General features: G+C 41.4%; 22 protein-coding genes and 1 pseudogene. 16 read left to right on the top strand and 7 right to left on the bottom strand.

Annotation, left to right across the window (positions count from 1 at the left end; translation table 11 throughout):
- The first annotated feature begins 82 nt into the window (after window positions 1–82).
- Complete coding sequence (locus PWYN_RS29735; RefSeq protein WP_084146576.1) at window positions 83–622, top strand: YkvA family protein; 540 nt, start codon at window positions 83–85, stop codon at window positions 620–622.
- 337 nt (window positions 623–959) lie between these two features.
- Here PWYN_RS29735 and PWYN_RS03400 read toward each other — a convergent pair whose 3' ends face one another.
- On the bottom strand, window positions 960–1,523 hold the full coding sequence (locus PWYN_RS03400) for a hypothetical protein (RefSeq protein ID WP_036648548.1): 564 nt from the start codon (window positions 1,521–1,523) through the stop codon (window positions 960–962).
- Window positions 1,524–1,653: 130 nt separating this feature from the next.
- Here PWYN_RS03400 and PWYN_RS27785 point away from each other — a divergent pair, with 130 nt between their 5' ends.
- Together PWYN_RS27785 and PWYN_RS03390 are read left to right on the top strand one after the other, a co-directional pair.
- A complete protein-coding gene (locus PWYN_RS27785; RefSeq protein ID WP_052087724.1) occupies window positions 1,654–2,355 on the top strand; it encodes a restriction endonuclease in 702 nt (233 codons plus the stop codon).
- A 115-nt stretch (window positions 2,356–2,470) separates the two neighbouring features.
- Complete coding sequence (locus PWYN_RS03390) at window positions 2,471–3,775, top strand: competence protein CoiA family protein (RefSeq protein WP_052087723.1); 1,305 nt, start codon at window positions 2,471–2,473, stop codon at window positions 3,773–3,775.
- A 46-nt stretch (window positions 3,776–3,821) separates the two neighbouring features.
- Here PWYN_RS03390 and PWYN_RS03385 read toward each other — a convergent pair whose 3' ends face one another.
- Window positions 3,822–4,145, bottom strand: coding sequence for a hypothetical protein (locus tag PWYN_RS03385; protein ID WP_036648546.1), 324 nt, complete (start codon window positions 4,143–4,145; stop codon window positions 3,822–3,824).
- Complete coding sequence (locus PWYN_RS03380) at window positions 4,135–4,437, bottom strand: hypothetical protein (protein WP_036648544.1); 303 nt, start codon at window positions 4,435–4,437, stop codon at window positions 4,135–4,137. The genes PWYN_RS03385 and PWYN_RS03380 overlap by 11 nt, the downstream gene beginning before the upstream one ends.
- Before the next feature lie 207 nt (window positions 4,438–4,644).
- Here PWYN_RS03380 and PWYN_RS03375 point away from each other — a divergent pair, with 207 nt between their 5' ends.
- From PWYN_RS03375 to PWYN_RS28505, 8 genes are all read left to right on the top strand, one after another.
- Window positions 4,645–5,976 carry a hypothetical protein gene (locus tag PWYN_RS03375; protein WP_036648543.1) on the top strand — a complete coding sequence of 444 codons (1,332 nt, stop codon included), beginning with the start codon at window positions 4,645–4,647 and terminating at the stop codon, window positions 5,974–5,976.
- Window positions 5,942–6,619 (top strand): GIY-YIG domain-containing protein, encoded by a 678-nt coding sequence (locus PWYN_RS03370; RefSeq protein ID WP_205622731.1) that lies wholly within the window; start codon window positions 5,942–5,944, stop codon window positions 6,617–6,619. Before PWYN_RS03375 ends, PWYN_RS03370 begins: the two co-directional genes overlap by 35 nt.
- On the top strand, window positions 6,606–7,406 hold the full coding sequence (locus tag PWYN_RS29870; RefSeq protein ID WP_240479671.1) for a DUF7662 domain-containing protein: 801 nt from the start codon (window positions 6,606–6,608) through the stop codon (window positions 7,404–7,406). Before PWYN_RS03370 ends, PWYN_RS29870 begins: the two co-directional genes overlap by 14 nt.
- A 5-nt stretch (window positions 7,407–7,411) precedes the next feature.
- Complete coding sequence (locus PWYN_RS27780; protein ID WP_052087722.1) at window positions 7,412–7,720, top strand: hypothetical protein; 309 nt, start codon at window positions 7,412–7,414, stop codon at window positions 7,718–7,720.
- Window positions 7,721–8,032: 312 nt separating this feature from the next.
- Window positions 8,033–8,446 carry a hypothetical protein gene (locus PWYN_RS29030; RefSeq protein WP_157261075.1) on the top strand — a complete coding sequence of 138 codons (414 nt, stop codon included), beginning with the start codon at window positions 8,033–8,035 and terminating at the stop codon, window positions 8,444–8,446.
- A 134-nt stretch (window positions 8,447–8,580) separates the two neighbouring features.
- Window positions 8,581–11,832, top strand: a complete 3,252-nt coding sequence (hsdR, locus tag PWYN_RS03355) for a type I restriction-modification system endonuclease (RefSeq protein ID WP_036648536.1) — start codon at window positions 8,581–8,583, stop codon at window positions 11,830–11,832.
- A 3-nt stretch (window positions 11,833–11,835) separates the two neighbouring features.
- Window positions 11,836–13,320: a class I SAM-dependent DNA methyltransferase gene (locus tag PWYN_RS03350; protein WP_036648535.1), complete on the top strand. Its 1,485-nt coding sequence runs from the start codon at window positions 11,836–11,838 to the stop codon at window positions 13,318–13,320.
- A complete protein-coding gene (locus PWYN_RS28505; RefSeq protein WP_084146574.1) occupies window positions 13,317–14,624 on the top strand; it encodes a restriction endonuclease subunit S in 1,308 nt (435 codons plus the stop codon). Before PWYN_RS03350 ends, PWYN_RS28505 begins: the two co-directional genes overlap by 4 nt.
- 33 nt (window positions 14,625–14,657) lie before the next feature.
- Here PWYN_RS28505 and PWYN_RS03340 read toward each other — a convergent pair.
- Window positions 14,658–15,482 (bottom strand): annotated as a pseudogene (locus tag PWYN_RS03340) (SpoVR family protein); the annotation flags it as partial.
- A 559-nt stretch (window positions 15,483–16,041) separates the two neighbouring features.
- Between PWYN_RS03340 and PWYN_RS03330 the strand changes: the two are divergent.
- The 5 genes from PWYN_RS03330 (at window position 16,042) to PWYN_RS03310 (ending at window position 21,528) form a co-directional block, all read left to right on the top strand.
- On the top strand, window positions 16,042–16,767 hold the full coding sequence (locus tag PWYN_RS03330) for a response regulator transcription factor (RefSeq protein ID WP_036648530.1): 726 nt from the start codon (window positions 16,042–16,044) through the stop codon (window positions 16,765–16,767).
- An 8-nt stretch (window positions 16,768–16,775) separates the two neighbouring features.
- Window positions 16,776–17,711 carry a sensor histidine kinase gene (locus PWYN_RS03325; RefSeq protein ID WP_157261162.1) on the top strand — a complete coding sequence of 312 codons (936 nt, stop codon included), beginning with the start codon at window positions 16,776–16,778 and terminating at the stop codon, window positions 17,709–17,711.
- Window positions 17,712–17,820: 109 nt separating this feature from the next.
- Window positions 17,821–18,738 carry an ABC transporter ATP-binding protein gene (locus tag PWYN_RS03320; RefSeq protein ID WP_036648526.1) on the top strand — a complete coding sequence of 306 codons (918 nt, stop codon included), beginning with the start codon at window positions 17,821–17,823 and terminating at the stop codon, window positions 18,736–18,738.
- Complete coding sequence (locus tag PWYN_RS03315) at window positions 18,731–19,423, top strand: ABC transporter permease (RefSeq protein ID WP_036648525.1); 693 nt, start codon at window positions 18,731–18,733, stop codon at window positions 19,421–19,423. Before PWYN_RS03320 ends, PWYN_RS03315 begins: the two co-directional genes overlap by 8 nt.
- Before the next feature lie 182 nt (window positions 19,424–19,605).
- On the top strand, window positions 19,606–21,528 hold the full coding sequence (locus tag PWYN_RS03310; RefSeq protein WP_169744085.1) for a PAS domain-containing protein: 1,923 nt from the start codon (window positions 19,606–19,608) through the stop codon (window positions 21,526–21,528).
- Between the two features lie 93 nt (window positions 21,529–21,621).
- Here the strand turns inward: PWYN_RS03310 and PWYN_RS03305 are convergent, their stop codons facing one another.
- The 3 genes from PWYN_RS03305 to PWYN_RS03295 form a co-directional block, all read right to left on the bottom strand.
- Window positions 21,622–22,482, bottom strand: coding sequence for a DegV family protein (locus tag PWYN_RS03305; protein ID WP_036648524.1), 861 nt, complete (start codon window positions 22,480–22,482; stop codon window positions 21,622–21,624).
- Window positions 22,483–22,615: 133 nt separating this feature from the next.
- Entirely contained in the window at window positions 22,616–23,476 is an 861-nt protein-coding gene (locus PWYN_RS03300) for an AraC family transcriptional regulator (RefSeq protein WP_205622730.1), read from the bottom strand.
- Between the two features lie 100 nt (window positions 23,477–23,576).
- Window positions 23,577–25,238: a glycoside hydrolase family 13 protein gene (locus PWYN_RS03295; RefSeq protein WP_036648523.1), complete on the bottom strand. Its 1,662-nt coding sequence runs from the start codon at window positions 25,236–25,238 to the stop codon at window positions 23,577–23,579.
- Window positions 25,239–25,267 lie beyond the last annotated feature (29 nt).

Genomic DNA, 25,267 nt, shown 5'->3' with positions numbered 1-25,267 from the left:
ATGTTTTTCTATCATAAAAAGGGAAATGAATGTCGATTGTGGAATTATAATTGTATCTCAACATGGAAGGAATTAAATACATATGATTAAAACGTTGGAATGTCCTAACTGCGGGCAATTAAATGATGTCGATACTCAAAAATTTACTCAGGCTTTATGTGGGTCTTGTAAAGGTAAATTTAGTAGTTTGACTGCATTAGGCGCCTATAAGTCAAATAACGAATTAGCCGCTGCACTGGAGATTGATACTGAGTTTTCTGAGTCTGAAAAAATTGACGTTAATTCATGGACATCAAAAATTGGTGGGGTTGAGAAGCAAGAGGAATATGTAAAAGAAGGATTTTTGAAGAAAATAAAAAAACACGCCTCTAAAATCCCCTTTGCCAAAGATGCAGTTGCTATGTACTTTTGTGCAACAGATAGCAAAACGCCATTATCAGCAAGATTGATTGCTATGGGAGCACTTGCGTATATTGTGCTTCCTTTTGATGCAATACCCGATGTTGTTATAGGGTTGGGTTATACTGATGATGCGGCAGCATTTTGGGCAGCCTTTAAAATAATAAATGTACATATTACTGACGAACACAGACAAAAGGCAGAAGAATGGTTTGTGAAATAATTGCTTTTGGAGCTGGGTACAGTGAGAAATTATAGCTGCGCCCAGCTCTTTTTATTTGTTCTTAAGGAAACAAAATATTCATTCCTCGGTAAGTGTATAGGGACTAGTCAGTCAATTTTCAGATGTTAAGGCAGATGTATAGGGGCACGATCGTGCCCCTATACATCTGCCTTAAGGAATTAAGACAAATTCATTGCCGCTACAGCGTTTATTACAAAAAAGGAACGGATACAGTATCCTTTACAAGGAAACTGATCAATTCCTTTCGGCAACTGTATATGAATGTAATTTCTTATTACGGTAAGTGTATTCGTAATGACGTTGGTTCAAAAAATTGTTAGGGTTCACGGGATTCTAAGTTCTCTTCATTTACTTTATCGGCTTCCTCTTCAAAAGTATCTAGAAATTCATAATCCAAAGGCTCAATCTCATTTTCATGTGTACCGTCTTTTACTGTTAAAGTTTTAATTGTCTTCATATTCTTCGGCGTTCTCGTTTTTCTCGTTTTGGACTCTGTTTCATCGGGGCTGCTGAGATTATCCGAATCATTTTTATCTTTCATTTTTCTTGAACTTGGTTTAGTTGCGTTACGTAAGAGTTGAGCTTTCTCTTCTTTGAGTTTTTGGATTTGAGATTTCTGATTTTCATTGACATGTTTGAGTTTTTGAACCTCCTCTTGCAATAATTCGTTGTTATGAAGCAATTGTGCGTTTGATCCAGCCTCTTCAATTGTTGCTGCATCATCTTGTGGGGGGAGTTGTTGAAGGTATTGCTGCATCTCCTTAAAGGTGTCCTCAAAATAACTATGTACTCGTTTTCCTATGTCGTAGTACAGTTTGGCCTGACTTTCTTCGATTTTACTTAGAAATTGTTTTGACGAAATAGGCTCATTGCTTCCCATTGTTAATACCCCCTCTGTCCATTGCTTTGTTTGTTTATATATTTATGGTGAAGTCCGCTTAGTTATGTTGTCCCTTGTACTAAATCCGTTATCTGTAGGGAATAATACTGCCCGTCAGGGAGGTGTTATGATGGCAAGAAGAAGACGGGGCAGATCTTACAGAAGCAAAAAAGGAAGCTCAGAAGTGATTTTGGTATTGATAGCTTTTCTGGTCTTTGTAGCATTCAGCATAATAAAGGCTATTGTATCGGCCACTCAAAATATTGAATCGTATTTCTCAAAGCAAAATCCCCTGGTACAAGCAGCATTTATTATTGTTTTGGTCGGTCTGTGCTTGTTATCGGTTTGGATTATTCATGAAGTAAAAAACAAAAGAAGAGCGGAACTCATTCGCCTTCAAATGGAACGTGAAGAGGAAGAGAAAAGGCGGATATTACACCAAAGAAACTTAAGAGCTTTACAAGAAATGGACCCATTTGAATTTGAACAATACGTTGCCAGCGTATTTCGATATGCTGGGTTTGACTGCGAGGTAACTAAGCGTACTGGGGATGGTGGGAAAGATATCATTCTTCGCCGCGAGAATGAACTACGGTTAGTGGAGTGTAAAAGATATACAACAACTAAAGTGGGCAGACCAGATATTCAAAAGTTCCACAGTGCGATTATGGAATGCAGCGCCCAAGAAGGATTCTTTATTACGACTGGAGAGTTTTCAAAACAAGCATTGGAGTGTGCGAGCGACAAACCGATCCAGACATTTAATGGTGAACGTTTAATGAGTCTAATCGAACAATATGTAGGATTTGAAACAGAGGCTTTCGAACATTGAGTTCAAGAGCCTCTTTAATTTGATCTTGCCTGTAATTATTTAGAAAATATGAAGGGCTTTTCACAGAAAATGTAGAAGATTATACAATTCACTATGCAAATAAGGGGGAATTCAAATGGATGTCGCATTGTACGAAGGGGAAACACTCAACATTACAGCCGAGATCAGCAGATATAGTGATGCAGAAAAGGATCGAATGATTGACAAATATCGAAAAGCTGCTGAGAAGAAGGCGATGATCTGCCCTTTCTGCCACGAAGAGCTGCGGCTACGTGCTGGAGAAATTAATGAAATACATTTTGCTCATCTCAAAGGTAAGTCATGTCAGGGAGCAGAGGCATACGATACTTATCATAATCAAACGAAACGGGAGAATAAAAAGCATTCTGTTATCAAGGAGATTATCTATAATGAGCTTAAAGGTCAGGAATTGATAAGACCTGATTTGAAAGTTGAATACGGCTATAAAGAAAAAGCTGAAGAAAAATGGAAGCATTACCCTGACATTTATCTTAATAAAAATGGTCGTGAATTTGCCGTTTCTGTGATTACAAATGTCCATGAGATTGGCGATGAAAAGATAGTGAAAACAATCAACAAACGGAATAAGTACTTTAAAGAAAAAGGTCTTGAATCCATCTGGTTTGTGGAAGACAGGGAATTGGCAGATGATTTCGAGCATAGGGTTCTTCACCTGTGGGAAGCAGAGTATGGCTTGGCCATAAAGACAGAAGAGGATTACAAATGGGATAAATTATTGAAGGAATTGAGTGAGGAATTTCCTGGTTATAATATTACTCGTTTATTTGGATACAGAGCACATGGCACAATGAATCAAGATGTCAGAAGTCTGTATTATGTTCACTCTATCGGAGATGAAATTACGTTCTCTGTGTATAGACTGATCCTAGATCAAATGCAGTCACCATTCAGAGGATTTGCGTTAACTGAAGGTTATCGAATGAATATTTCGCAAGCTTTGATTGTTCGGGATGAGATTCTCCTAAGCGATAAGGAACGGGAGGATAGGAACAGGCTTGAGTTCGCCAATCAAGTACTATTTCAGATTGAAGCGTTAAAAGCAGAAGCAGCGTTAAGAAGACAAGCCAACGAAGTCAGGTATGAAGAGCAGGCAAGGGATAAATATTTTGCATCAACTGTTCAAGAATCATTAGCAGAAGTTGCGGTAACCTATATGACAGTGGATATCGATATTGTTGAGTATGTTTCCAAACTAAAATATCTATCACTTTCTCCCCAAGAAGCTGAATCGCTGTTTTATTATCTAAAGGTACATAGAAGTGAGCTTGAAGATTATGGATTAACATTAACAGAAGTGAAGAAGTGGGTCAGATATGCTTTGGGGAAAATTAATGATTCGAAAATACGTGAGTGGCTTGTTGAGATAGAAGCATTATAGGACAAAAAATAGCCTAAACCGAGCGTGATAACGTTAATGGGTTAGGCTATTCTTTATCTGGATCAATTCCCCAAAAGATATAATGCGACAACCCCGTATTCGCAAAGTAACAAGCATCGACATACACTTCACGAAGATTCTCATCAATCCTGTATATAATGATCACATTACCGATTAGCACCCAGTAGTAACCGTTAAACTCAAAACCAGGGAAGTCAGAAACTCCATCAGCTTTGTATTTCGGCTCATCGGCTAATACAGACTTAGAACGTCTGAAGACGTTCATGGGGTCTACTTTATATTCCTTCATTCGGGCAAGAGCTACCCGAGCGTAAGTGGTCCAGAGAACCTTGAATCGGTCAGATTTCATTCTGGGCCTCTTTCAGTAATTGTGCAAACTCCTCTTCGCTGTCACTGTATGTGGAAATTCCATCCTTACGATCCTTTTGAGCTAGCTGTAGTTGAGTCAGAACACCTTCATCTTTAAAAATAACTGAAGTCATTCGCTTCTTTTGTTCATCTGTAAATGTAAGGTGTTCATCTTTTCTTTGCAGCGTAACGTTGAATCCGAAGTTCTCTTCGATTAATTGGACCAAATCTTTAAGGTCTACGTAAGATTTGCCCTGAAAGCTCTGTTCCAATTGTTGCTTAGAAATGGACATTCTGCTCACCGCCTTTTCGTTATTATAACATATGGGGAGGAGGCATATCACTCATACTAAATTGATGATTACATCAGATGAATGGTCATTGAATCGAACTCAGGCTTAATGTTTTTATTGAGAATCTTTGCAGGGAATATATCATTAATTAGAGAATTAATTGATATTATTGGTTTTTGTGGATTACTCCACTTAAGGGGGCTCATAATGGAAAATCTAACTTTTGTAAATGTGAATGATGGAGCCATTAAAAAATTCTTGACCCAAGCAAGGACGAGGATAATCTTTGTCAAACCAGCATTTTATGAATGGGAAGTACAATTACTCTTGAAACTTGCAAGAGAGCTTAAGGTTCACTGCGAATTATATATTGAAGAAAATGATCAAGCGATTCGATATGGGTTTGGACAATCGGAAGCTATGAAGCTAATTCAAAATAATCTAGATATATTATCCCTTCAGACAGCTGCGAGAATACATATGGCAATCATAGTCGTAGATCACTATACATTATTTTATATGCCTAAAATAATGTTTCTTGATGAAGTGCAGAGTGACTTGGATTTTCCAAATGGTATATATGGAGACCAAAAGCTTACACAATTAGTTCTTGATAAATTCCCGATTTATCCGATTGACCTTCCAGAAGATAAGTCCCAGTATAACCCTTTTGATATTAAAGAAATTGCCATTGCTCAGCGTGAAATTGTAGTAAAAAGAATAAATGAAACACTAGAAAAACTAGATAACAATCCCCCTATTGACCCCAATAAATTACAAAGAATTAATTTCTATAGAAACAAATACAAAATTATAAAATTACAACTCTCTGGGGTAAATCTAAAGGTTAAACGCATAAATCTGAATCCATTTTATAAAAACATTAAAGTAAGGCAAGAACGTTTAAACAGTAGCTGGAACGTTTTCTCTCAGGATGATTTATTCAGACTTGAAGACATGACCATGCTTCGTTCAGAAATGGACAACCTAAATTCAGACTTTTTAATAAATGCTGGTCGATTCGGGTATTTATTGCCGATTGAAAAGAAAAAATCTTATATCGAAGAGATAACAGCGGTAAAAGAAGAATTCATCTCATTTATAAAAGGAAGTACAGATGAGTCAAATAGATTTACAGTACAGAAAAGTGATCAAATAATTCACAACAACTTTAACATTGATTCAATACTTGAGAATAGTAAGGAAGAATTAATTAGTTATTTTATTCAGTTAACTCATAATGATAATGATTTTTTTAATAATATTTTACTTCAGAACCGTCTTTTAAAATCAAAAGTAAGTAACGGTACAATAACACGAGATGAAGCAATTAGGATTTTTATTGATGAGTTTGTTGAAAATAAACTTAAATTTCCACAGGCAAATGAGATCTTGGATAAGATCAATATTACCATTGACTTTTACGACATTTCTGATGAGCTTCTATATGAAAACGAGGATTTTAAAAAAATATTAAATCTATTAACACAGGAAGTACGGGAGTATGAAGAAGGTCTTCAGATACATGGGGGTGTTTAGATTGAGTCAACATTGTTGTGAATTGCACATAATTATTAATGGCTTACCCAGACATCGTTTCCCATTCGAAGATGACTGCATCCCCAGAAACGGAATTTACTTTCTGTTAGAGAAAGGGGAATACGGGCATGACGCAGATCGGATTGTTCGAGTTGGTACCCACACTGGCCCTAATCAACTTAGGTCGCGTTTGAAGCAGCATTTTGTTCAGGAGAATAAGGATAGAAGTATATTTCGCAAGAACATAGGTAGGTGTCTGCTGAACCGAGACAAAGATCCATACGCAAGTGTATGGGAACTCGATTTTACAACTCGGGAAGCTAAACTTAATAATGGTCATTTAATAAATCCAGCATATCAGTTAACTATTGAGAGCAGAGTCAGTGATTACTTTCAGAAGCATTTCTCATTTTGTGTGCTGGGTATAGAAGATAAAACAGAGCGCTTATCTTTGGAATCCAGGCTCATATCTACGCTATCATTATGTGATGAGTGCGCTCCTTCTGTTCAATGGCTTGGGATGTCATCACCCCATGAAAAAATAAGAAGAAGTGGACTTTGGCAAGTGAACGAGTTGTATAAAGAACCATTGAATAACCAAGATTTTGACAGAATCGAGGTGCTCGCCAGTGAATCGAGATAAATCGCTTTGTATTATTCCCTGCGGTGCCGCGAAGATATGGGATAAACAGCCTTCAATCGGACCTGTAGAAGCGCAGAACGTTTATACAGGTGTTTTTGCGGTGGCCTGTCAAAGGTATGCTAAAACCTTCTTCAATCATTGGGTAATTCTGTCTGCAAAATATGGTTTTCTATATCCTGAGGATATCATTCCAGAGGACTATAACGTGTCCTTCATCAAGCCTTCCAGTGAGACTATTCTTATCGCTCAATTGAAAGAGCAGGCTGAAAGCAAGGGATTATTCAAATATAAGGAGATTACGGTGCTGGGCGGCAGGCATTATGCGGATCGAGCTAAGGCTGTATTTAATCAAGGACAGGAATTGTTTTTTCCTCTAAGCGATTGTACGGGGATTGGCTATATGCTGCAAAGGTTGACCCGAGCATTGGAAGGACATGAGGCGATATCTGGACATTCACTGGAGTCACCGTCTGAAGTTATTGTACAACGTACATTGAAAAAACATAGAAATCAACCGAAGAATCTTACGGAGAATAACGTTGGGAAGTACGTTTCACTCTATCGATATTTACTGAGTACTGAAGGTAAGCAAGTGATTATGACTATATACCAAATCGAAGCGGTACTAGGTTTTGACCTGCCTGCATCTGCGAGTAAATATCGTCCGTGGTGGGCTAATGCTTTGACGAATACACAAGCTAAATCCTGGCTGCACGCTGGTTGGGAAGTGGATTCAGTCACGCTTGGAGAGAAAACTGCATTCAGAAAAATAGGTGATGAGGTGTAGCTCTTTTGAAAATCGAAATCGGAGAATCATTGATGCTCTCATGGCTAAGACATTCAAAGAACTGTCAGCTTGTTCAGTTGAACTGGAAGCCATCGGTGAAGTCATGGGAATTTTATAATGAAGCTGTTGTCGAAAATATGATGAAAGATTCAGACCAATATTTTAGAGAAAAATACAACCTTGATTTGTTTAAGCAAAACAATTCATACTCACAACTGCTCCAACAAGCCGAGATCGATGCTTTGGGTATGGAGGTTGCGGGAGCATTCAAAACATATACGGTATTGAAGTGGCTTACCATGAATATGGTCTGAATTATGGATCTAAAGAAGAGACAGTGTCCAGAGTGCTGAAGAAAATGATTCGTACAGCGATGGCGATTCATGGGTATTTCAATTTAAATGCTGGAGAATATCATATTTGCTGCTCCTAAAATTCATGGAGCGATACGCGAACCGCTGCAACTCTACATAACTGAACTTCAAGAGCTGTTTCATGGCAAAGGTTTGAATTTTCGTTTTGAGCTTTTGTGCAATGAAGACTTCAAGGAGAAAATTTTTAATGTCGTAACAGCCTTATCAAATTCAGTGTCCGATACCTCAGAGCTTTTTATGAGGAGCATACAAATGTACAATCTCTTCGCTGAGGATAAACAGATCGTAGGTCTGCCGAAAAGCACATTTAAGATAAAGGAAATGCCTGCTGATTTTAAAGGGTCTGAGGTTATAAAGATCGGCGCTTTTGTCAGATCCAGTCTTGAGCGGTTGATAGCAAGTGATGTATTACCTGAACAAGAGGTTGTGCGATTGCAACGGCTGGACTACGCCAAGAGAACATTTAATATCACTTATCCTGTTTTAAAAAAGGTCGATTCTACAATATCCATGACTGAACAGCGGAATGTAAATGGACGCTCCAGATTCTACTCCGATCCATATATGATTTACGGAACTGATTATTTATTATGCAATCATTGGGTGGAAGAGTTAAGTAGAAGTTATTTTGATGCTTGGTTAAGAAGGATTGAAGAGAAAAATTAAGAAGGGCTCTACTGGAGTCCTTATTTTTAGTTCTCCTCTTGTATTTGGACATGTTAATATAGACTTAGGAAAATTTTCCTATGCGTATAAAGTATATTAACGTATGACATTCTAATTTTCTTGAGGTGAATGGAATGAATAACAGCAATTTCACTTTCTTATCGAACCATTGGAATATTCTATCCAATCTTGCCGAAATGGCCGAGCGAAACGTTTACAGTGACCCGAATACATCTCTTATAAAGCTCCGTATGCTCGGGGAGACAATAACGAAATACATATGTGCCCTTGAAGAAATGAATCATACTGATACTCTTAGTCAAATGGACAGGCTCAACCTATTAAGCCAAGAAGATCTTCTAACAGAAGAACTGCTTGATATACTGCATGCTATTCGTAAGACAGGGAATAAAGCGAATCACGGTGATGGAATTTACGGAACGACGGAAGAAGCTAAGGCTTTGCTACATATGACCTTCCGATTAGCCGTATGGTTTATGCAGGTGTATGGTGAATGGGACTTTACTGCACCTGAATACACAGAGCCAACCAACGTAGAGGATTCCCAAAATCAGGAGCAATTACAGCAGCTAGCCGATTCCTACGAATCCAAAGTACAGCACTTGGAACAGGAGCTATTGAAGCTAAGCCAGTTACAAGACCAGAAGTCTCAGGATGAGAAGCAGAAGCGCCATTCTAAAGCAAGAAAACTAGGTAGCGCATTAGTGCTCACCGAAGCCGAAACTCGCGTAATTATTGACGAGAAACTTCGTCTGGCTGGTTGGGAAGCAGATACTTTACAATTGCGTTTTAGCGCGGGTACTCGACCTGAAAAGGGAAAGTTTCTAGCTATCGCGGAATGGCCACTGAAGAACGGATTTGCGGATTATGCTTTATTCTATGGAATGGAACTGATTGCTATAGTCGAAGCTAAAAGGCAGAGCAAAGACGTTCAAGCGGATATTGAACAGGCGAAGAAATATGCCTCGTATGTTATTAAACATGGTGACGAAGTTATTCATGGACCGTGGGGTAACTATCAGGTACCGTTTCTCTTTGCAACCAACGGCCGTCCATATTTGAGACAGCTTGAGCAAAAGTCAGGTATATGGTTCCTTGATGCTCGTAAGCCTACAAATCACTCCAGAGTATTGCAAACATGGTATTCGCCTGAAGGTCTGAAAGAACTCTTACAGCAAGATATAGAACAGGCAACGAAGGATCTCCGCGATGAATCGCTGGATTATCTTCATTTGCGTGAATATCAGGAGAATGCAATTTTAGCCGTAGAACACGCCATAGAAGCTGGACAGCGTAGAATCTTGGTAGCCATGGCGACAGGGACAGGCAAAACTAGAATGGCCATTGGGTTGATTTATCGTCTGATTAAACATAATCGCTTTAAGAGAATACTGTTCCTGGTTGACCGTTCCGCATTAGGCCGTCAGGCTGAAGCGGCGTTTAAAGATTCCAAACTGGAAAGCTATCATTCGTTTACAGAAATTTTCGAACTCCAAACGCTGGATGACAAGAAGCCGAATACGGAAACGAAGGTTCAGATTGCTACCGTTCAGGGCATGGTGAAACGACTATTTTATAGTGACGATGATAAAGGTATTCCTTCCGTAGATCAGTATGATTGCATCATAGTGGATGAAGCCCACCGAGGTTATACGCTGGATAAGGAAATGACGGAGATTGAGTTGGAGTTCCGTGATCATGCCGATTATGTGAGTAAGTATCGGAAGGTACTGGATTACTTTGATGCTGTTCGTATAGGGTTGACTGCCACCCCCGCTCTTCATACTGTGGAGATTTTTGATAAGTCGATTGTTAACTACTCATACCGCGAAGCGGTTATTGATGGCTATCTTATTGATCACGAGCCCCCTGTCCTATTTGAAACAGAGTTGAAGAAGAACGGCATCAAGTGGCAAATCGGGGAAGAAATTGCTGTCTATAACGTGAGTTCAGGGACCGTGGAGAAAGAATTGCTGGAGGATGAGGTCAACCTTGAAGTAACACAATTCAATAAAACAGTGATCACCGAGAACTTCAATCGCGTAGTCCTGGAGGCACTCACTAAATACATCGATCCTGAGGCGGACGGAAAGACTTTGATCTTCGCAGCAACCGATGATCATGCAGATATGGTGGTTCGGATTTTTAAGGAAGAGCTTGAGAAGGTTTACGGGCCTGTGGACGATAGCGCCATTCTGAAAATTACAGGTTCGATTAAAGATCCTCTACATGCGATTAAATTGTTCAAAAATGAGCGACTTCCGAGCATCGTTGTTACCGTGGATCTGCTCACGACTGGCATTGATATCCCAAGTATCTCTCATGTGGTTTTCTTACGGCGAGTTCGCTCCCGTATCCTGTATGAACAAATGTTAGGACGGGCTACGCGTCGCTGTGATGAAATTAGCAAGGATCATTTTATGATCTATGATGCCGTGGGGATATATGAATCGTTGAAGCCTTATACGGATATGAAGCCTGTAGTGACGAGACCGCAGGTCACTCTTGATCTACTAGTTGATGAGCTGAAACAGATGCGGATTGAGCACCATATCAAGTCGCATCAAGAAGAGATTGTCGCCAAAATGCAGCGGAAGAAGCAGCGCTGGACCCCACAGGATCACGATGATTTCAAGGCTTTATCAGATGGCGAAAGTGTCGATGAATTTATAGACGAGATTAAGAAGACAAGTGTGGATCAGGTAAGCAAAGCTTTGTTGAGCAAACCCCAGCTACTTCAATTCATTGAAGAGAATCGGGGACGGCATAGCCGACAGTATATTTCTAATCACCAAGATAAATTGATTGGTGTTACACGCGGCTACGGTGATGCTCAGAAACCTGAAGATTACTTAGAAGGCTTCAACGGTTTTATACGAGAGAACCTGAACCTGATTCCAGCATTATATATTATTTGCACACGTCCGAATGATCTAACCCGTGAAGAGCTGCGGAAGCTTCGTGTAATCCTGGATCAGAAAGGGTTTACGGAAAAGAACCTGCAAACGGCATGGCGCGATACGAAGCAGCAGGATATTGCCGCAGACATTATCAGCTTTATCCGACAGCAGGCTCTTGGAGATCCGCTGATCAGTCATGAGGAACGGATCGAGAACGCCATGAAGAAAATTTATGGGATGAGAGTTTGGCCCAAGGTACAAAAGGACTGGTTGAAACGGATCGAGAAGCAATTGCTGCAAGAATCCGTGTTGGACCCAAGTCCAGAAAAAGCATTCGACGTGGAACCTTTCCGCAGCAAAGGCGGATATAAACAGTTAAATAAAATTTTTGATGGTCAATTGGACGAGATTGTTGCTACAATAAACGTTGCGCTATACCCACCTAGAGAGAAGGAGCAAGCTTAAATAATGAGAAATCAGGAAATCGTACAGAAGCTTTGGAACTTATGTAATGTACTGCGTGACGATGGAATCACGTATCACCAATATGTAACAGAATTAACTTATCTTCTTTTTCTTAAAATGATGAAGGAAACGGATAATGAGGGAATTATTCCTGAACAATATCGTTGGGATTCGTTAGAGCAACGGCACGGTTTGGAACTAACAACTCATTATCGCCGACTGCTGCTTGAATTAGGTCAAGAGGGTAACGGGATTATCAAACAGATCTATATGAACGCCTCATCTAACATTGATGAACCTAAGAATCTGGAAAAAATCGTGCGATCTATAGATCAGCTAGACTGGTACAGCGCGAAAGAAGAAGGACTTGGGGATCTCTACGAGGGTCTACTGGAGAAAAATGCGAGTGAAACCAAATCGGGTGCGGGGCAATATTTTACGCCGCGTCCATTGATCGATGTCATTGTTAAGCTTGTTGATCCCAAGCCAGGCGAACGCTGTAATGACCCTGCCGCAGGAACATTTGGATTTATGATTGCTGCTGATAGCCATATGCGTAGTAAGACTGATGAATATTTTGATCTCAGTGAAAAAGAAGCCGAGTTTCAAAGAAATGAAGCCTTCACTGGAGTTGAGTTAGTTAAAGATACCCATCGCTTAGCGATGATGAATGCGATGCTCCATGATCTTCATGGGGATATTATGTTAGGTGATACTCTTTCCGATTTAGGAAAAAGTTTGAAGAATTTCGATGTTATTTTGACTAATCCTCCGTTCGGTACCAAACAAGGGGGAGAAGGACTTACCCGTGATGATTTAACTTTTACAACTTCTAACAAGCAGTTGAACTTCTTGCAACATATCTATCGGGCGTTAAATGCAAACGGCAAAGCCCGCGCTGCGGTTGTTCTTCCTGATAATGTATTATTTGAAGGTGGAGTCGGAGCGAAGATTCGCGAGGACTTGATGAACAAGTGTAATCTGCACACCATCCTGCGACTGCCTACGGGGATTTTTTATGCTCAAGGGGTAAAGACGAATGTTTTGTTCTTCACACGTGAGAAGACGGATAAGGACAATACGAAAGACGTTTGGGTGTATGACTTACGAACAAACATGCCTAAATTCGGGAAACGAACTCCTTTTACGACTGCTCATTTTGATGCGTTTATGGAGGCTTATACAGCTACTGAGCGAAATAGTGTGCAAGACGAAAGATTTAACGTGTTTACACGTGAGGATATTCGTAAGAAGGACGACAGCTTAGATATCGGATTGATTGCGGATGAGTCTTTGTCTGCTTATGATGATTTGCCTGACCCGATTGATTCGGCTGAAGAAGCTATTGCGAAGCTGGATGAGGCAATGACATTGCTTCTTGAAGTTGTGGCGGAGCTTAAGGCGGTAGAAAATAAGCCTGAGTATGTCACTGAAGATCGTCAAGAGTTATTTCAGGTTGCTGAAGTGCGTGGAGAGTATAATGTATGAGCAAGAATAAAGGGAAGTCAACAGAGGAATTGCTGCAAGAGGCGCTAGTTCCTGAAGATGAGCAGCCTTATAAGGTGCCAGAGAATTGGATGTGGGTTACTTTAGGGAGCATTGCTGAATTTATTTACGGAAAGAGTCTTCCTGCTTCACAACGGAGTAATGAAGGTTACCCTGTTTTTGGTTCTAATGGTATTGTAGGCTTTCATGATGAATTCTTAATAGAAGGCCCAGTAATAGTAGTTGGTCGAAAAGGATCACATGGAGAAGTTAGTTGGTTTGAGGAATCAGGATGGCCAATAGATACTACTTATTATGTTAAACCATTGGGACAATTGCATTATAGGTATTTATATTATTTACTGTTAACGATAAATTTGAAAAAATTAAATAGATCTACTGCAATACCAGGGCTTAATCGAGAGGATGCCTATAAACAAAAAGTAGCTATCCCACCACTGAGTGAACAAAAACGAATTGCTGACAAAGTCGAAAGACTATTGCATAAAATCAATCAAGCCAAACAAATGATTGAAGAAGCCAAAGAAACATTCGAACTTCGTCGATCGGCAATTTTGGATAAGGCTTTTCGTGGGGAATTGACGGCAAATTGGCGCGAGCAGAAAAATATGAACTTCAATTTAGATCAGAAAAAACTTGGGGATTTAATTGAAGAGGGTCCTCAAAATGGATTATATAAAGCTAAGGATGCTTATGGGGAAGGGACATTAATTGTTAGGATTGACAGTTTCTATAACGGTGAGATAAAGGAATGGGAAACTTTAAAGAGGTTACAGTTAGAGGAAAATGAAATAACCCTTTATGGATTGAATAATAATGATGTGATTATAAATAGGGTTAATAGTATTGAATATTTGGGGAAATCGGCTTTGGTGAGAAATTTAGTTGAACCCGCTGTGTTTGAAAGCAATGTTATGAGATTAAAAATAAATGATAAGGTTATACCAGAATTTTTGATTTTATATCTTAATTCTTACAAAGGACTTGAAGAACTTAGAAAAAACGCAAAGCATGCAGTGAATCAAGCAAGTATTAACCAACAGGACGTTAAGAATGTGCTTGTACCGTTACCCAAAATAGAAGAACAAATAGAAATTGTCCGTATGCTAAACTTAATCTTAAATAAAGAAGAAAAAACAAGAAATTGTATTGACCTTACTGAAAAAATTAATCGCTTAGAAAGTTCTATTCTGTCTAAAGCTTTTCGCAGTGAACTTGGAACAAATAATTTAAATGAAGAAAGTGCATTAGAGTTACTTAAGAACATTTTAGTCAAGGACACCTGAAGAGGTGTCTTTTTTCTAAGCACCTTAGCTGACCGAAGCCCAGCCTTCGTTCATGATCTTGGTCTCCATCTGCGGCCAGAAGTAGAGCATCTCATCATGCAGCATCGTCATAATGTCGCGCTGCCAATCCTCTAATACGGTGGAATATTGCTGGATGAACCAAACCATATCCTTCTCCGGATCTGGGGGGAAGATCATATTACCGCCCGCTTGATTCGGATTAATAGCTGCAGATTTGTCTAGATCCCACAGCTCGCTGTATGGATTATTTGTCGTTGCTTTAGTACCCTTTGAGGCTTCCTTGCGCTCCATCATTTTTAACTCTAGCAGGTGACCCTTGCCCAACTTTTGCGGCTTAATGAGGCTGGGATCAATATGCTCCTGTATGGCGAGGACAGCGTCGATAAAGCTCTCTACAGTCTGAGTGCCATAGGTTACAGAATAGGCGGCGATCCGCTCAGCTGTAGCTGCCATACTCTCGACCATATCCCGGTTAGACATGGAGAAGCGCGCATTATTTTTGAAGAAATCGCAGTGAGCCAGAACGTGTGCAACAATCAGTTTATTTTGTATAAGTGTATTTCCGTCCAGCAGGAATGCATAACACGGGTTGGAGTTAATGACGAGTTCGTATATTTTACTTAGTCCGAAATCATATTGTGATTTCATTTTATGAAAAGTTTTTCCGAAACTCCAATGTCCAAAACGGGTCGGCATTCCATAGGCACCAAATGTATAAATAATATCTGCAGGACATATTTCGTAACGCATTGGGAAAAAATCGAGGCCGAAGCCGGATGCAATCTCCGTGATTTCAGCAATTGATCGCTCAAGCGCTTGTATTTCCTCACCGGGCATGAACCCATCTCTCCTTTCGACTCAAAGTACCTCGTTCTGGCAGAGCTGTTCTTCTTATGTATATGGGTGAGGGAAGGCCATTATAACTCTCTAAATCCCTACGCTGCTCTAAGGGGGATGCACAGCGGAGGCTATCATTGGTATACTTTAACAAATGTTTTCTGAATTCTGTTCTTTCAGTGGGCTTCTAAGGAGGATCTATTAGGGATGAAATGGTTTGTAAGACTGAATTTGATGAGCATTATTTTTGCCTTTCCGTTATTTATATATCTTGAGCTCATGTTGAATGTATACCGTATAAGTAGAGTTACAGGCTGGGATTTAGAAAAAGTAAATAGGATTATCGATATATATAATTACGTCGGTTTTATAATTTCAACGATCATTTTTCTGTATACCGCAAATAAATGGATGATTCTAATCCGATAAGCGGATTGATCGCCATCGGGATATTGATTCTGTATCCATTCTATCTATTTTTTATCAATGTTTTGGTGAACTTGAAGACAAGATTAAGAGTGTAGGTGGCTAAAATAAGTGATTAGTTGGAGGAGAAACCATGCAACAGCGCATATTGCTAATCGAGGACGATGAGGCCATTAGTGAAATGGTTAGGTCCTATTTAGTAAAAGAAAGCTTCGAGGTAGAAACGGCATTCGACGGGGAAGCAGCAGAGATGATTTTTCGCAGCAGAAGCAGTGCATTTGATCTTATTCTTCTTGACCTGATGCTGCCAAAACGCAGCGGAACAGATATTCTACAGACCATTCGGGCCAGTAGTTTGGTTCCTGTTCTTATAATGTCGGCCAAGGACAGCGATGTAGATAAGGCGCTGGGACTTGGCTTCGGGGCAGACGATTATATCACCAAGCCGTTCTCCATGATCGAGCTGGCGGCAAGGGTGAAGGCTGCTATACGAAGGGCTGGATATGCTTCATCAAGCGGTCAGGGCAATGAACCTGATCTACTACCTCAGAAAAGGGTTACCCTTCACGGTTTGACGGTGGATTTGGATAATTTCTCAGCACAGAAGTACGGAGTAGAGGTGAAGCTGACCGCCAAGGAATTTCAGATTCTCAAGTTGTTCGTGACCCATCCGGGGCGGGTATTTACGAAAGCGCAGATCTATGGCGTCGTATGGGCGGATGAGTATTACGGGGATGAGAATGTCATCAATGTACATATGCGCAGATTGCGCGAAAAAATAGAGGATGATCCTTCCCGTCCAAAATTCATCAAGACGCTGTGGGGGATCGGATACAAGCTGGGAGAATTTGCACCATGATTACGGTTGTGAGTACCCTCTTACCTATTGTGATTGTGTGCCTACTGCTTATAATTATTTGGCAGTATAGGAATGCTCGTGAGTCTTCACGACAGCTAGGATATATCCATGAGAAACTGAACAGCATCATGACTCAGGGCACACGCGAACGATTGCTTCTATTCAGCAGTAATCAAGAACTGCAACTATTGCTAACCGACTTGAACAACCTGCTTGATACGAATCATAAGGGGGCGATAGAGCGGGTCAAGCTGGAGAAATCTATGCGCAACATGCTGTCCAATATCTCTCATGATCTGAAGACACCTCTAACGGTTGTGCTCGGTTATATAGAGACGATAATGCATGACGAGACGATGTCAGCTTCAGAGCGTGAACGTATCTTGCACACCATTCATCAGAAAGCGGATCAAGTGATCATACTGATGAATACCTTTTTTGACCTAGCAAAGTTGGAATCCGGGGACCGGGATATCCCTCTTTCACGGGTAGAGCTGGGTGAAGTATGCCGGAGGAATATCCTGTCCTTCTACGATCTCTTAACGGCTAAAGGCAGTGAGGTGGAGATTGATATTTCCGATACGGCACTTTACATAATGGGCAATGACGAGGCTTTGGACCGGGTTCTCTCCAATTTGCTTTCCAATGCGATTTCATACGGAGATGCCGGCGGTGTGCTCGGTTTAAAGCTATATAGTGATGAACAGAACGCATACATAGAGGTTTGGGATCGGGGAAAGGGCATTTCGGAGTCGCATCAGGATAAGGTGTTCGAGCGGCTGTATACCCTTGAGGATTCAAGAAACCGAGAGTATCAAGGCAGCGGACTAGGCTTAACGATTACGAAAAGGCTAACGGAGCAAATGAACGGCACGATCAAACTGACAAGTCAACCATATGTCCAAACGGTATTTACGGTATCTTTTCGAAGACTGCGATTCTGATAGAGTAGAACTTAAGAATTACGTAAGAATTGAGTAATAAAAAAGAAAATTCCGCTGTGTACAATAAAAATATAGAAAACAAGAACAAAAGCCAAAGGGGACAGCGGAAATGACAACCATACTGCGAACAAGGAATCTCACAAAAGTTTATCAGGGCAAAGAAGCCGTAAGCAATGTGAATATGAATATTAAGCAGGGTGAAATCTACGGATTTCTAGGCCCGAACGGAGCCGGTAAAACAACGGTCATGAAGATGATCACCAATCTCGTAAAACCAACGAACGGGGAGATTGAATTTTTCGGAGAAAAAATGACGGATCGATCCTACGAAATGCTGAAACGGATGGGCTGTATTATAGAATACCCGGTGTTCTACGACAAGCTGACCGCAAAAGAAAACCTGATCCTGCATGGAGAGTACATGGGCTATTATAATCCACAGGCGATTGGTGAAGCGCTGGAACTGGTAAAGCTTACAGGGATCGATAACAAGCCTGTAAAGCAGTTCTCACTAGGAATGAAGCAGCGCCTAGGCATTGCAAGAGCCGTTATGACCAAACCGGAATTGCTTATACTGGATGAGCCCATAAATGGTCTGGACCCGGTCGGAATTAAGGAGATGCGTGAGGTGTTTCGGATGCTAAGCCAGGAGTATCAGATGACCCTGCTGGTCTCCAGTCATATTTTGGCTGAAATTGAACAGATTGCGGATACAATCGGTGTGATTCGTGAAGGTGTATTAGTAGAAGAAGTAGCGATGAAGTCCATCCGCGGCCAGAATACGGAGTATATGGAACTGATTACGGATGAGACCAGCAAAGCGGTTTATGTGCTTGAGCACAAGCTTGGGTTATCGAATTTCAAGGTGCTTGATCCTCGAACGATTCGTATTTATGAGGGAATCTCTCAACGTGAGTTGAACAAGGCCCTTGTCACAGCAGACGTGGAGCTGGAGAGCCTAATTAAAAAGCAACATTCGCTGGAAGATTATTTTCTGAAATTGATCGGGGGTGATGGCGTTGCTTAAGCTGATTTCGCTTGAAATTCGTAAACATAAATTGTCGGGTATGCTCAAAGGTTTCTTATATGCCAACTTAGGGCTACTTGCGTTTATACTTCTAATTATTTTTGTAGAGCAAGGGGAGAGTGACCTTACCTTTGCTTCCTATGAGGAATTGTTTGACGCCTTGTTCGTTTTTGTGAAAGCTGTATTTATTATTTTTGCTTCGGTGCTGCTATGTAAACTGGTCATTGATGAGTATAAGAACAACACCGTTACATTGCTGTTTATGTACCCTATTCCCCGAAAAAAACTGATGACTGCCAAACTAATCATCGTGTTCCTGTTCACCTTTGCGGCCATACTGATCTCAGATGTAGTACTTGGAGGGATCCTCATCGGTATTAATTATTTCGTGAATATTATCCCGGGTAATTTGTCAGCTTCTCTAGTAACAAACGAGTTATATACAATCGTAATGGGTGCACTGTATGCCGCAGGTATTGGATTAATTCCACTGTACGTGGGAATGCGCAAAAAATCAGTCCCGGCTACAATAGTAACAGCGGTCCTTGTTGTCAGTACAATCACTTCCGGATTTGATCAATTCCGCCTAGGAAATCTGGCCGCAGTATCGATATCCCTTGGTTTGCTTGGCATTGGTATTGCCTATTTATCCATCCGAAAGGTGGAAACTGAGGACATTGCTTAATCTAATATTCCTTAACCTCTGTCATGATTGTAGACGGGGGTTATTTTTTATTTTTAACGGATACGAATCCATACAATTTTGATATATAATAAATTATAAAAACGTCTATATTAATACATGAAAAGACTTATTTCGCAGGACTTAGAGTGATTTCTAGGGGGAACGCAGGGAGGATGTGGGCTGTGTACAAGGACAAGACTCTGATTTTAAAAGAAATGATATCGGCCGATGGCGCCTTTAAATCCTTATATATGAATCATCCAGATTCGATCTACATTCTAGATTTACAAGGGAATCTGGTGGATACGAACGTTTCAACGCATGCGATGGCAGGCTATACCTTTGAGGAAATGAAAGAAGTATCTGCCAAAGAAACATACACGGCCGAGAGCATTGATTTACAAAAGTACAACTTTGCTTTGGCAGTAGAGGGGCAATCCCCCCGATTTGTTATTGAATTCATTCACAAAAGCGGAGAATTGCATACAGCAGATATAACCTACGTACCTATAAAAGCTGAGGGCGAAGTAGTCGGTGTGTATGGTTTAGCCAAGGATATAACGGAGCATGTTAAAGCGCAGAATAAGCTGAAGGAGAGCAAGGAACGTTATAAGTCACTCTTCCAGTACAATCCTGCGAGTGTGTTCTTACTTGATCTATCGGGAAGGTTTATAGAGGTGAATGCCAGACTGCAGCATCTTACAGGATTTACAAAAGAAGAATTGCTTGGAAAGTTCTTTGATGATCTTATTCATCCGGATGAGTGTTACCGAGTGATGTCATCCTATGATTTGGACACCGTTTCAGAGCCCAGGCATCATGAAGTAAAATTGACCCATAAAGACGGTCATACACTTCTCATAAATGTAGTCAATGTTCCCATAAAGATAAACGGTCATCTGGAGGGCGTTCATGGCGTTGCCATTGATATTACGGAAAATATGCGCAATCTGCAGCAGATCAGGGAGCTCAGTGATCAGCATAGTCTCATCCTGGATTCTGTATCTGAGGGGATCTTTGGACTCGACACTCAAGGACATACTATTTTTATCAATCCGGCTGCCATGGAGATGCTTGGATACTCCCGCAAAGAATTTATAGGAATCCATAGCCACTCCCTAATTCATCATACTCGTTATGACGGTTCCCATTATACTAAGGAAGAGTTTCCAATCAGTCTGACTATTTCCGATGGAGTCACACGAAGTATGGATGAGGAAGTATTCTGGCGTAAGGACGGGACAAGCTTTTTGGTGAATTATCGGGTCTCTCCCATTATTAATAACGGAGCGATTCAGGGGGCGGTTGTTGCTTTTAGCGATATCACTAATGAACGGGAGATCATTCGGGCTAAGGAGTTCGCTGAGAAGGCCGCTCGGGCAAAGTCAGACTTCTTGGCTATGATGAGCCATGAAATCCGCACACCTATGAATGGTATGATCGGAATGGCAGATCTCCTGCTCGAAACGGAGCTTGGCGAGGAACAACGTACTTATACTGAAATTTTGCGAAGCAGCAGCTACAGCTTACTGCATATTCTGAATGATATTCTGGACTTCAGTAAAATGGAGGCAGGCAAAATGCCTCTTCAGTCCGAGATGTTCGATCTTCGTGAAATGATATCCAGCATTGTAGATCTATTTACACCTAAGGCGGAGGAGAAGAAGCTGTCGCTGCGGTGGTGGGCGGATACCAGTGTTCCTGAAATTATCAAAACCGATCCGAGCAGATTACGGCAAATTATTGTTAATTTGGTTGGGAATGCCCTCAAGTTCACAGAGAAAGGAAGCGTAACTCTTTCGGTGAAGAATATTCCACTGCCGGATGCATCGGACTACCTATTGGAGTTTTCCGTGAGAGATACCGGAGTAGGTATTGCTGCTAACAAGCTGAATTTGTTATTTCAATCTTTTTCTCAGGTACATCCAACCATTAACCGGAAATATGGCGGGACTGGACTTGGACTTGCAATTTCCAAGCAGCTTGTGGAATTGATGGGCGGTACTATATTTGTAGAGAGTGAGGAGCATAGGGGGTCTACCTTCCGATTTATGCTCTCCTTTCCAAAAGAAGAATCAGAAGTGGGAGTTACTGCTTCCTGGTAACAACATGAGAACATCAAGAAACCTCCGAGGCCCTTGTTATAAGGGATCGGAGGTTTCTTGATGTGACATAATTTAAAAACAATCAGCGGATGATTACACAGCATCAGGCTTAAGTATATACATAAGACCAACCGTTTGCGGACCGCAATGGCTGCCGACTACACAGCCGGCCTGAATTATTGCGATATTATCAATACCTGTTGCTTCTTTCAGAGCCTTATGTAGATACTGAGCGTCATCGTCAGCCAGCGCGTGGGCAATAATGAGCAGTTCTTTATCCATACGTTCAATATTCGGCAGTGCATTCTGAAGCAATTGCTCCACCGCTTTCTCCTTCTTGCCGCGCACTTTGTTCACAGGTACGATAGCACCTTCGACCATTCTAAGGATGGGCCGAATCTTGAGCAAGCTGCCGATGAAATTCTGCATACCGGAGCAGCGTCCACCCATATATAAATAATCTAGCGTATCGACAACAAATTCAGTCTCTACCCGGTCACGATCCTGTTCCAGAAGGTTTGCAATTTCATCTGCACTAAGTCCGCTCTGAGCTGCGCGAACGGCTTTCATGACTAATAGAGCAATTCCGCCGCACAAAGTCCGTGAGTCAATAATCTTGATCCGTCCTTCCGGATATTCCCCGGCAGCCAGCAGGGCGTTTTGGTAAGTGGAGGATAGAGAAGAGGAAAGACTTATATATACAATATCATGTCCAGCTTCTATAACTGGAGTAAAGGCAGCCATGAAATCCGCCGGTGAGGGCGCTGCTGTCTTTGGCAAATTACCGGATGCTTCTACTCGGCGATACACAGCTTCAGGTGTAATATCAAGGCCGTCTTTGTAGGTCTGATCTTCAAAAACTACATAAAGCGGAACAATGCCAATGTCATAAGTGTCCTTCCAGCCCTGAGGCAAATCGGAAGTGCTGTCTGCGAATATTTTTACATTAGACATGAATTTCTCCTTTACCCATTCCATAGATACAGTTATTAATCGCAATAATTCTTCTATTATAGCAAGGTTTCACTATTCGCAAAACAAAAAACCACCCCTTCATTAAATCTTGAAAGGGTGGTAGGGTGAAATATTAATTTTTCTTGACCGGAATCCATACCTCGCAGCGGTAATCATCTGCTCCGGGATCCCCTGGAGGATATAATTCAAAGTCAGGTCCGCCTGTATGCTCATAGCCTGTGGCAGGAAACCATTCCTCATAAATACGTTTCCATACATTCTGAATAGCATGCGGCATCGGTCCTGTGGAGGTGAAAACAGCCCAGGTGGCAGCAGGAATTACCGTAGACTCAAAGCCCTGAGGGTCATTGTCGGATCCGCTCTCCGCAGCGATCCAGTAGTAGAAATTCTCATTCGCAGGTTCCATCTGTATGCAAATACCGAGAATATCTTCTTTCCCGCCGATTTCCATAATCTTATCGGAAGTGCCGTCCGCATTAACTTCCTGCCAAATCTGAGGGATTCTGCGTGAATTTTCACCATCTCTGCATGTAACTTCCCATGACTTGCCAATTACTGTAAAAGTGCCTTTTTCAATCACTTTGTAGTCCATTTCTTGATCTCCCTTCAAGGATAGATGGAAGGAGAGACGGGGAAAGGCTTTGAGCGGTACACCTTGCCCGCGGGCTGCAGTGGGTGTAATTCCGTGAGCCTTGCGGAATGCTTTGGCAAAGGACTCTGGAGAGTCATATCCGTATTTGAGTGCCACATCTATCACTTTTGCATTAGAGATAGTCAGCTCTTGAGCAGCTAATGTTAATCTGCGTTTACGGATATAATCTGCGACCGTAACCCCGGTCAACATATTGAACATACGCTGAAAGTGAAAAGTGGAGGAGCAGGCTACCTTAGCTATCTCTTCTATATTCAGCGAATCTTCCATTTTGCTCTCCATGTATTCCAAAGCGTCCTTCATTCGAATAAGCCATTCCAAGTTCGCCATCTCCTTTGATACCATACTATCATGAAGTTTAGCAGCTTTACCTGTCATTTTGTGCTTTATAAAGACAGAGATACGCTCCTGAACTCTCGAATCAGTAAGAATAGACTCTGGCTTCGTAAGGTCTAAGCGTCTCTAACTCAGCAGAAGATTCCTCATAATTACTAATCATGAGTCTGTTAACGGTTTTCAGTTCTTCAGGCAGATCAACCCTTTGCGGAGTATCACTGAAATTAAGCAGCACCAGCCACTTTTCGTTGTCCAAAGACCGGGTGTAGGCATACAAATATTCATGTTCTGGCAGCAATAATTCGTATTTACCATAGACCATAATCGGATTCTCTTTGCGCAGTTTGATTAGCTTTTGGTAATAATAAAATATAGATTCCGGATCTGCCAACGCTTGCTCTACGTTAATATCATTGTAATTGGGATTAAGCTTCAGCCACGGAGTACCCTCTGTAAAACCCGCATTTGCTGACGCATTCCATTGCATTGGGGTTCTCGCGTTATCACGGCCCTTCACATGAATGGCGTTCAGAATCGTTTCATGATCCGCTCCGCCTACGGTTACTTTTTCACGATACATATTATGAGTCTCGATATCCTGGTAATCTTCAAGTACCGAGAATTTCACATTGGTCATACCGATTTCTTCACCTTGATAGATATACGGAGTTCCCTTTAGGGTATGCAGCAGAGTAGCCAGCATTTTAGCCGATATTACGCGGTATTGTCCGTCATTTCCGAACCGTGATACCATCCGCGGCTGATCATGATTATTCAGATAAAGACTGTTCCAGCCCTGTTCGGCAAGTCCGCTCTGCCATTTGTGGAGAATGTTGCGCAAATTAATCAGCGTCCAAGGGACCACGTCCCATTTGCCCCCGGGGCCTGAATCCACATCCATATGCTCGAATTGGAACACCATTTGCAGTTCTTTACGATCCTCCCCAGTATACAAAATAGCATCGTCTACGGTTGCCCCCGGAGTCTCGCCAACAGTCATGATGTCATATTTAGAAAGAACCTGCTCATTCATTTCCTGTAAATACTCGTGTACATGCGGGCCATTCATGAAATATTGTCCGCCCCAGTCCAGCTCTTCTTCTCCGGCTGAAGGAAGACCGGGAGTTTTGGAGATCAGATTGATGACGTCCATGCGCAGCCCATCTACACCTTTATCGAGCCAAAAGCTTATCATCTTATATAGTGCCTCGCGTAAGCGCGGATTCTCCCAGTTGAGATCAGGTTGCTTACGTGAGAACAGATGGAGGTAGTATTCACCAGTTGTTTCATCTAGCTCCCATGCAGGACCACTAAAGATGGAGCTCCAGTTATTAGGCAGTCTGCCATCCGGTTGGGCTGGACGCCAAATGTAGTAATCACGGTAAGGGTTGTCTATGGAGGAGCGTGACTCCGCAAACCAGGCATGTTCATCAGAGGAATGGTTGATTACAAGATCCATCATTAATTTGATGCCGCGGTCATGTAGGCCTGCAAGCAGTTCCTCCCAGTCCTTCAAGGTACCAAATTCATCCATAATACCCTCGTAATCGCTGATGTCATAACCGTTATCATCATTTGGCGACTTGTATACCGGTGATAACCAGACCACATCGACACCAAGCTTCTGCAGGTAATCCAGCCGGGAGATAATTCCTCGCAGATCACCTATGCCGTCACCATTGCTGTCCATGAAGCTGCGAGGGTAAATTTGATAGACAACGGCTTCTTTCCAAAAGGCTTTATTCATTCTTAGTCACTCCTTTAATTTATGTAAAA

It is taken from the genome of Paenibacillus wynnii (assembly GCF_000757885.1).
Lineage (GTDB): Bacteria > Bacillota > Bacilli > Paenibacillales > Paenibacillaceae > Paenibacillus_AQ > Paenibacillus_AQ wynnii.
Note: the sequence above shows the minus strand (reverse complement) of the source record. Positions and strands in the feature narration are given on the sequence as shown.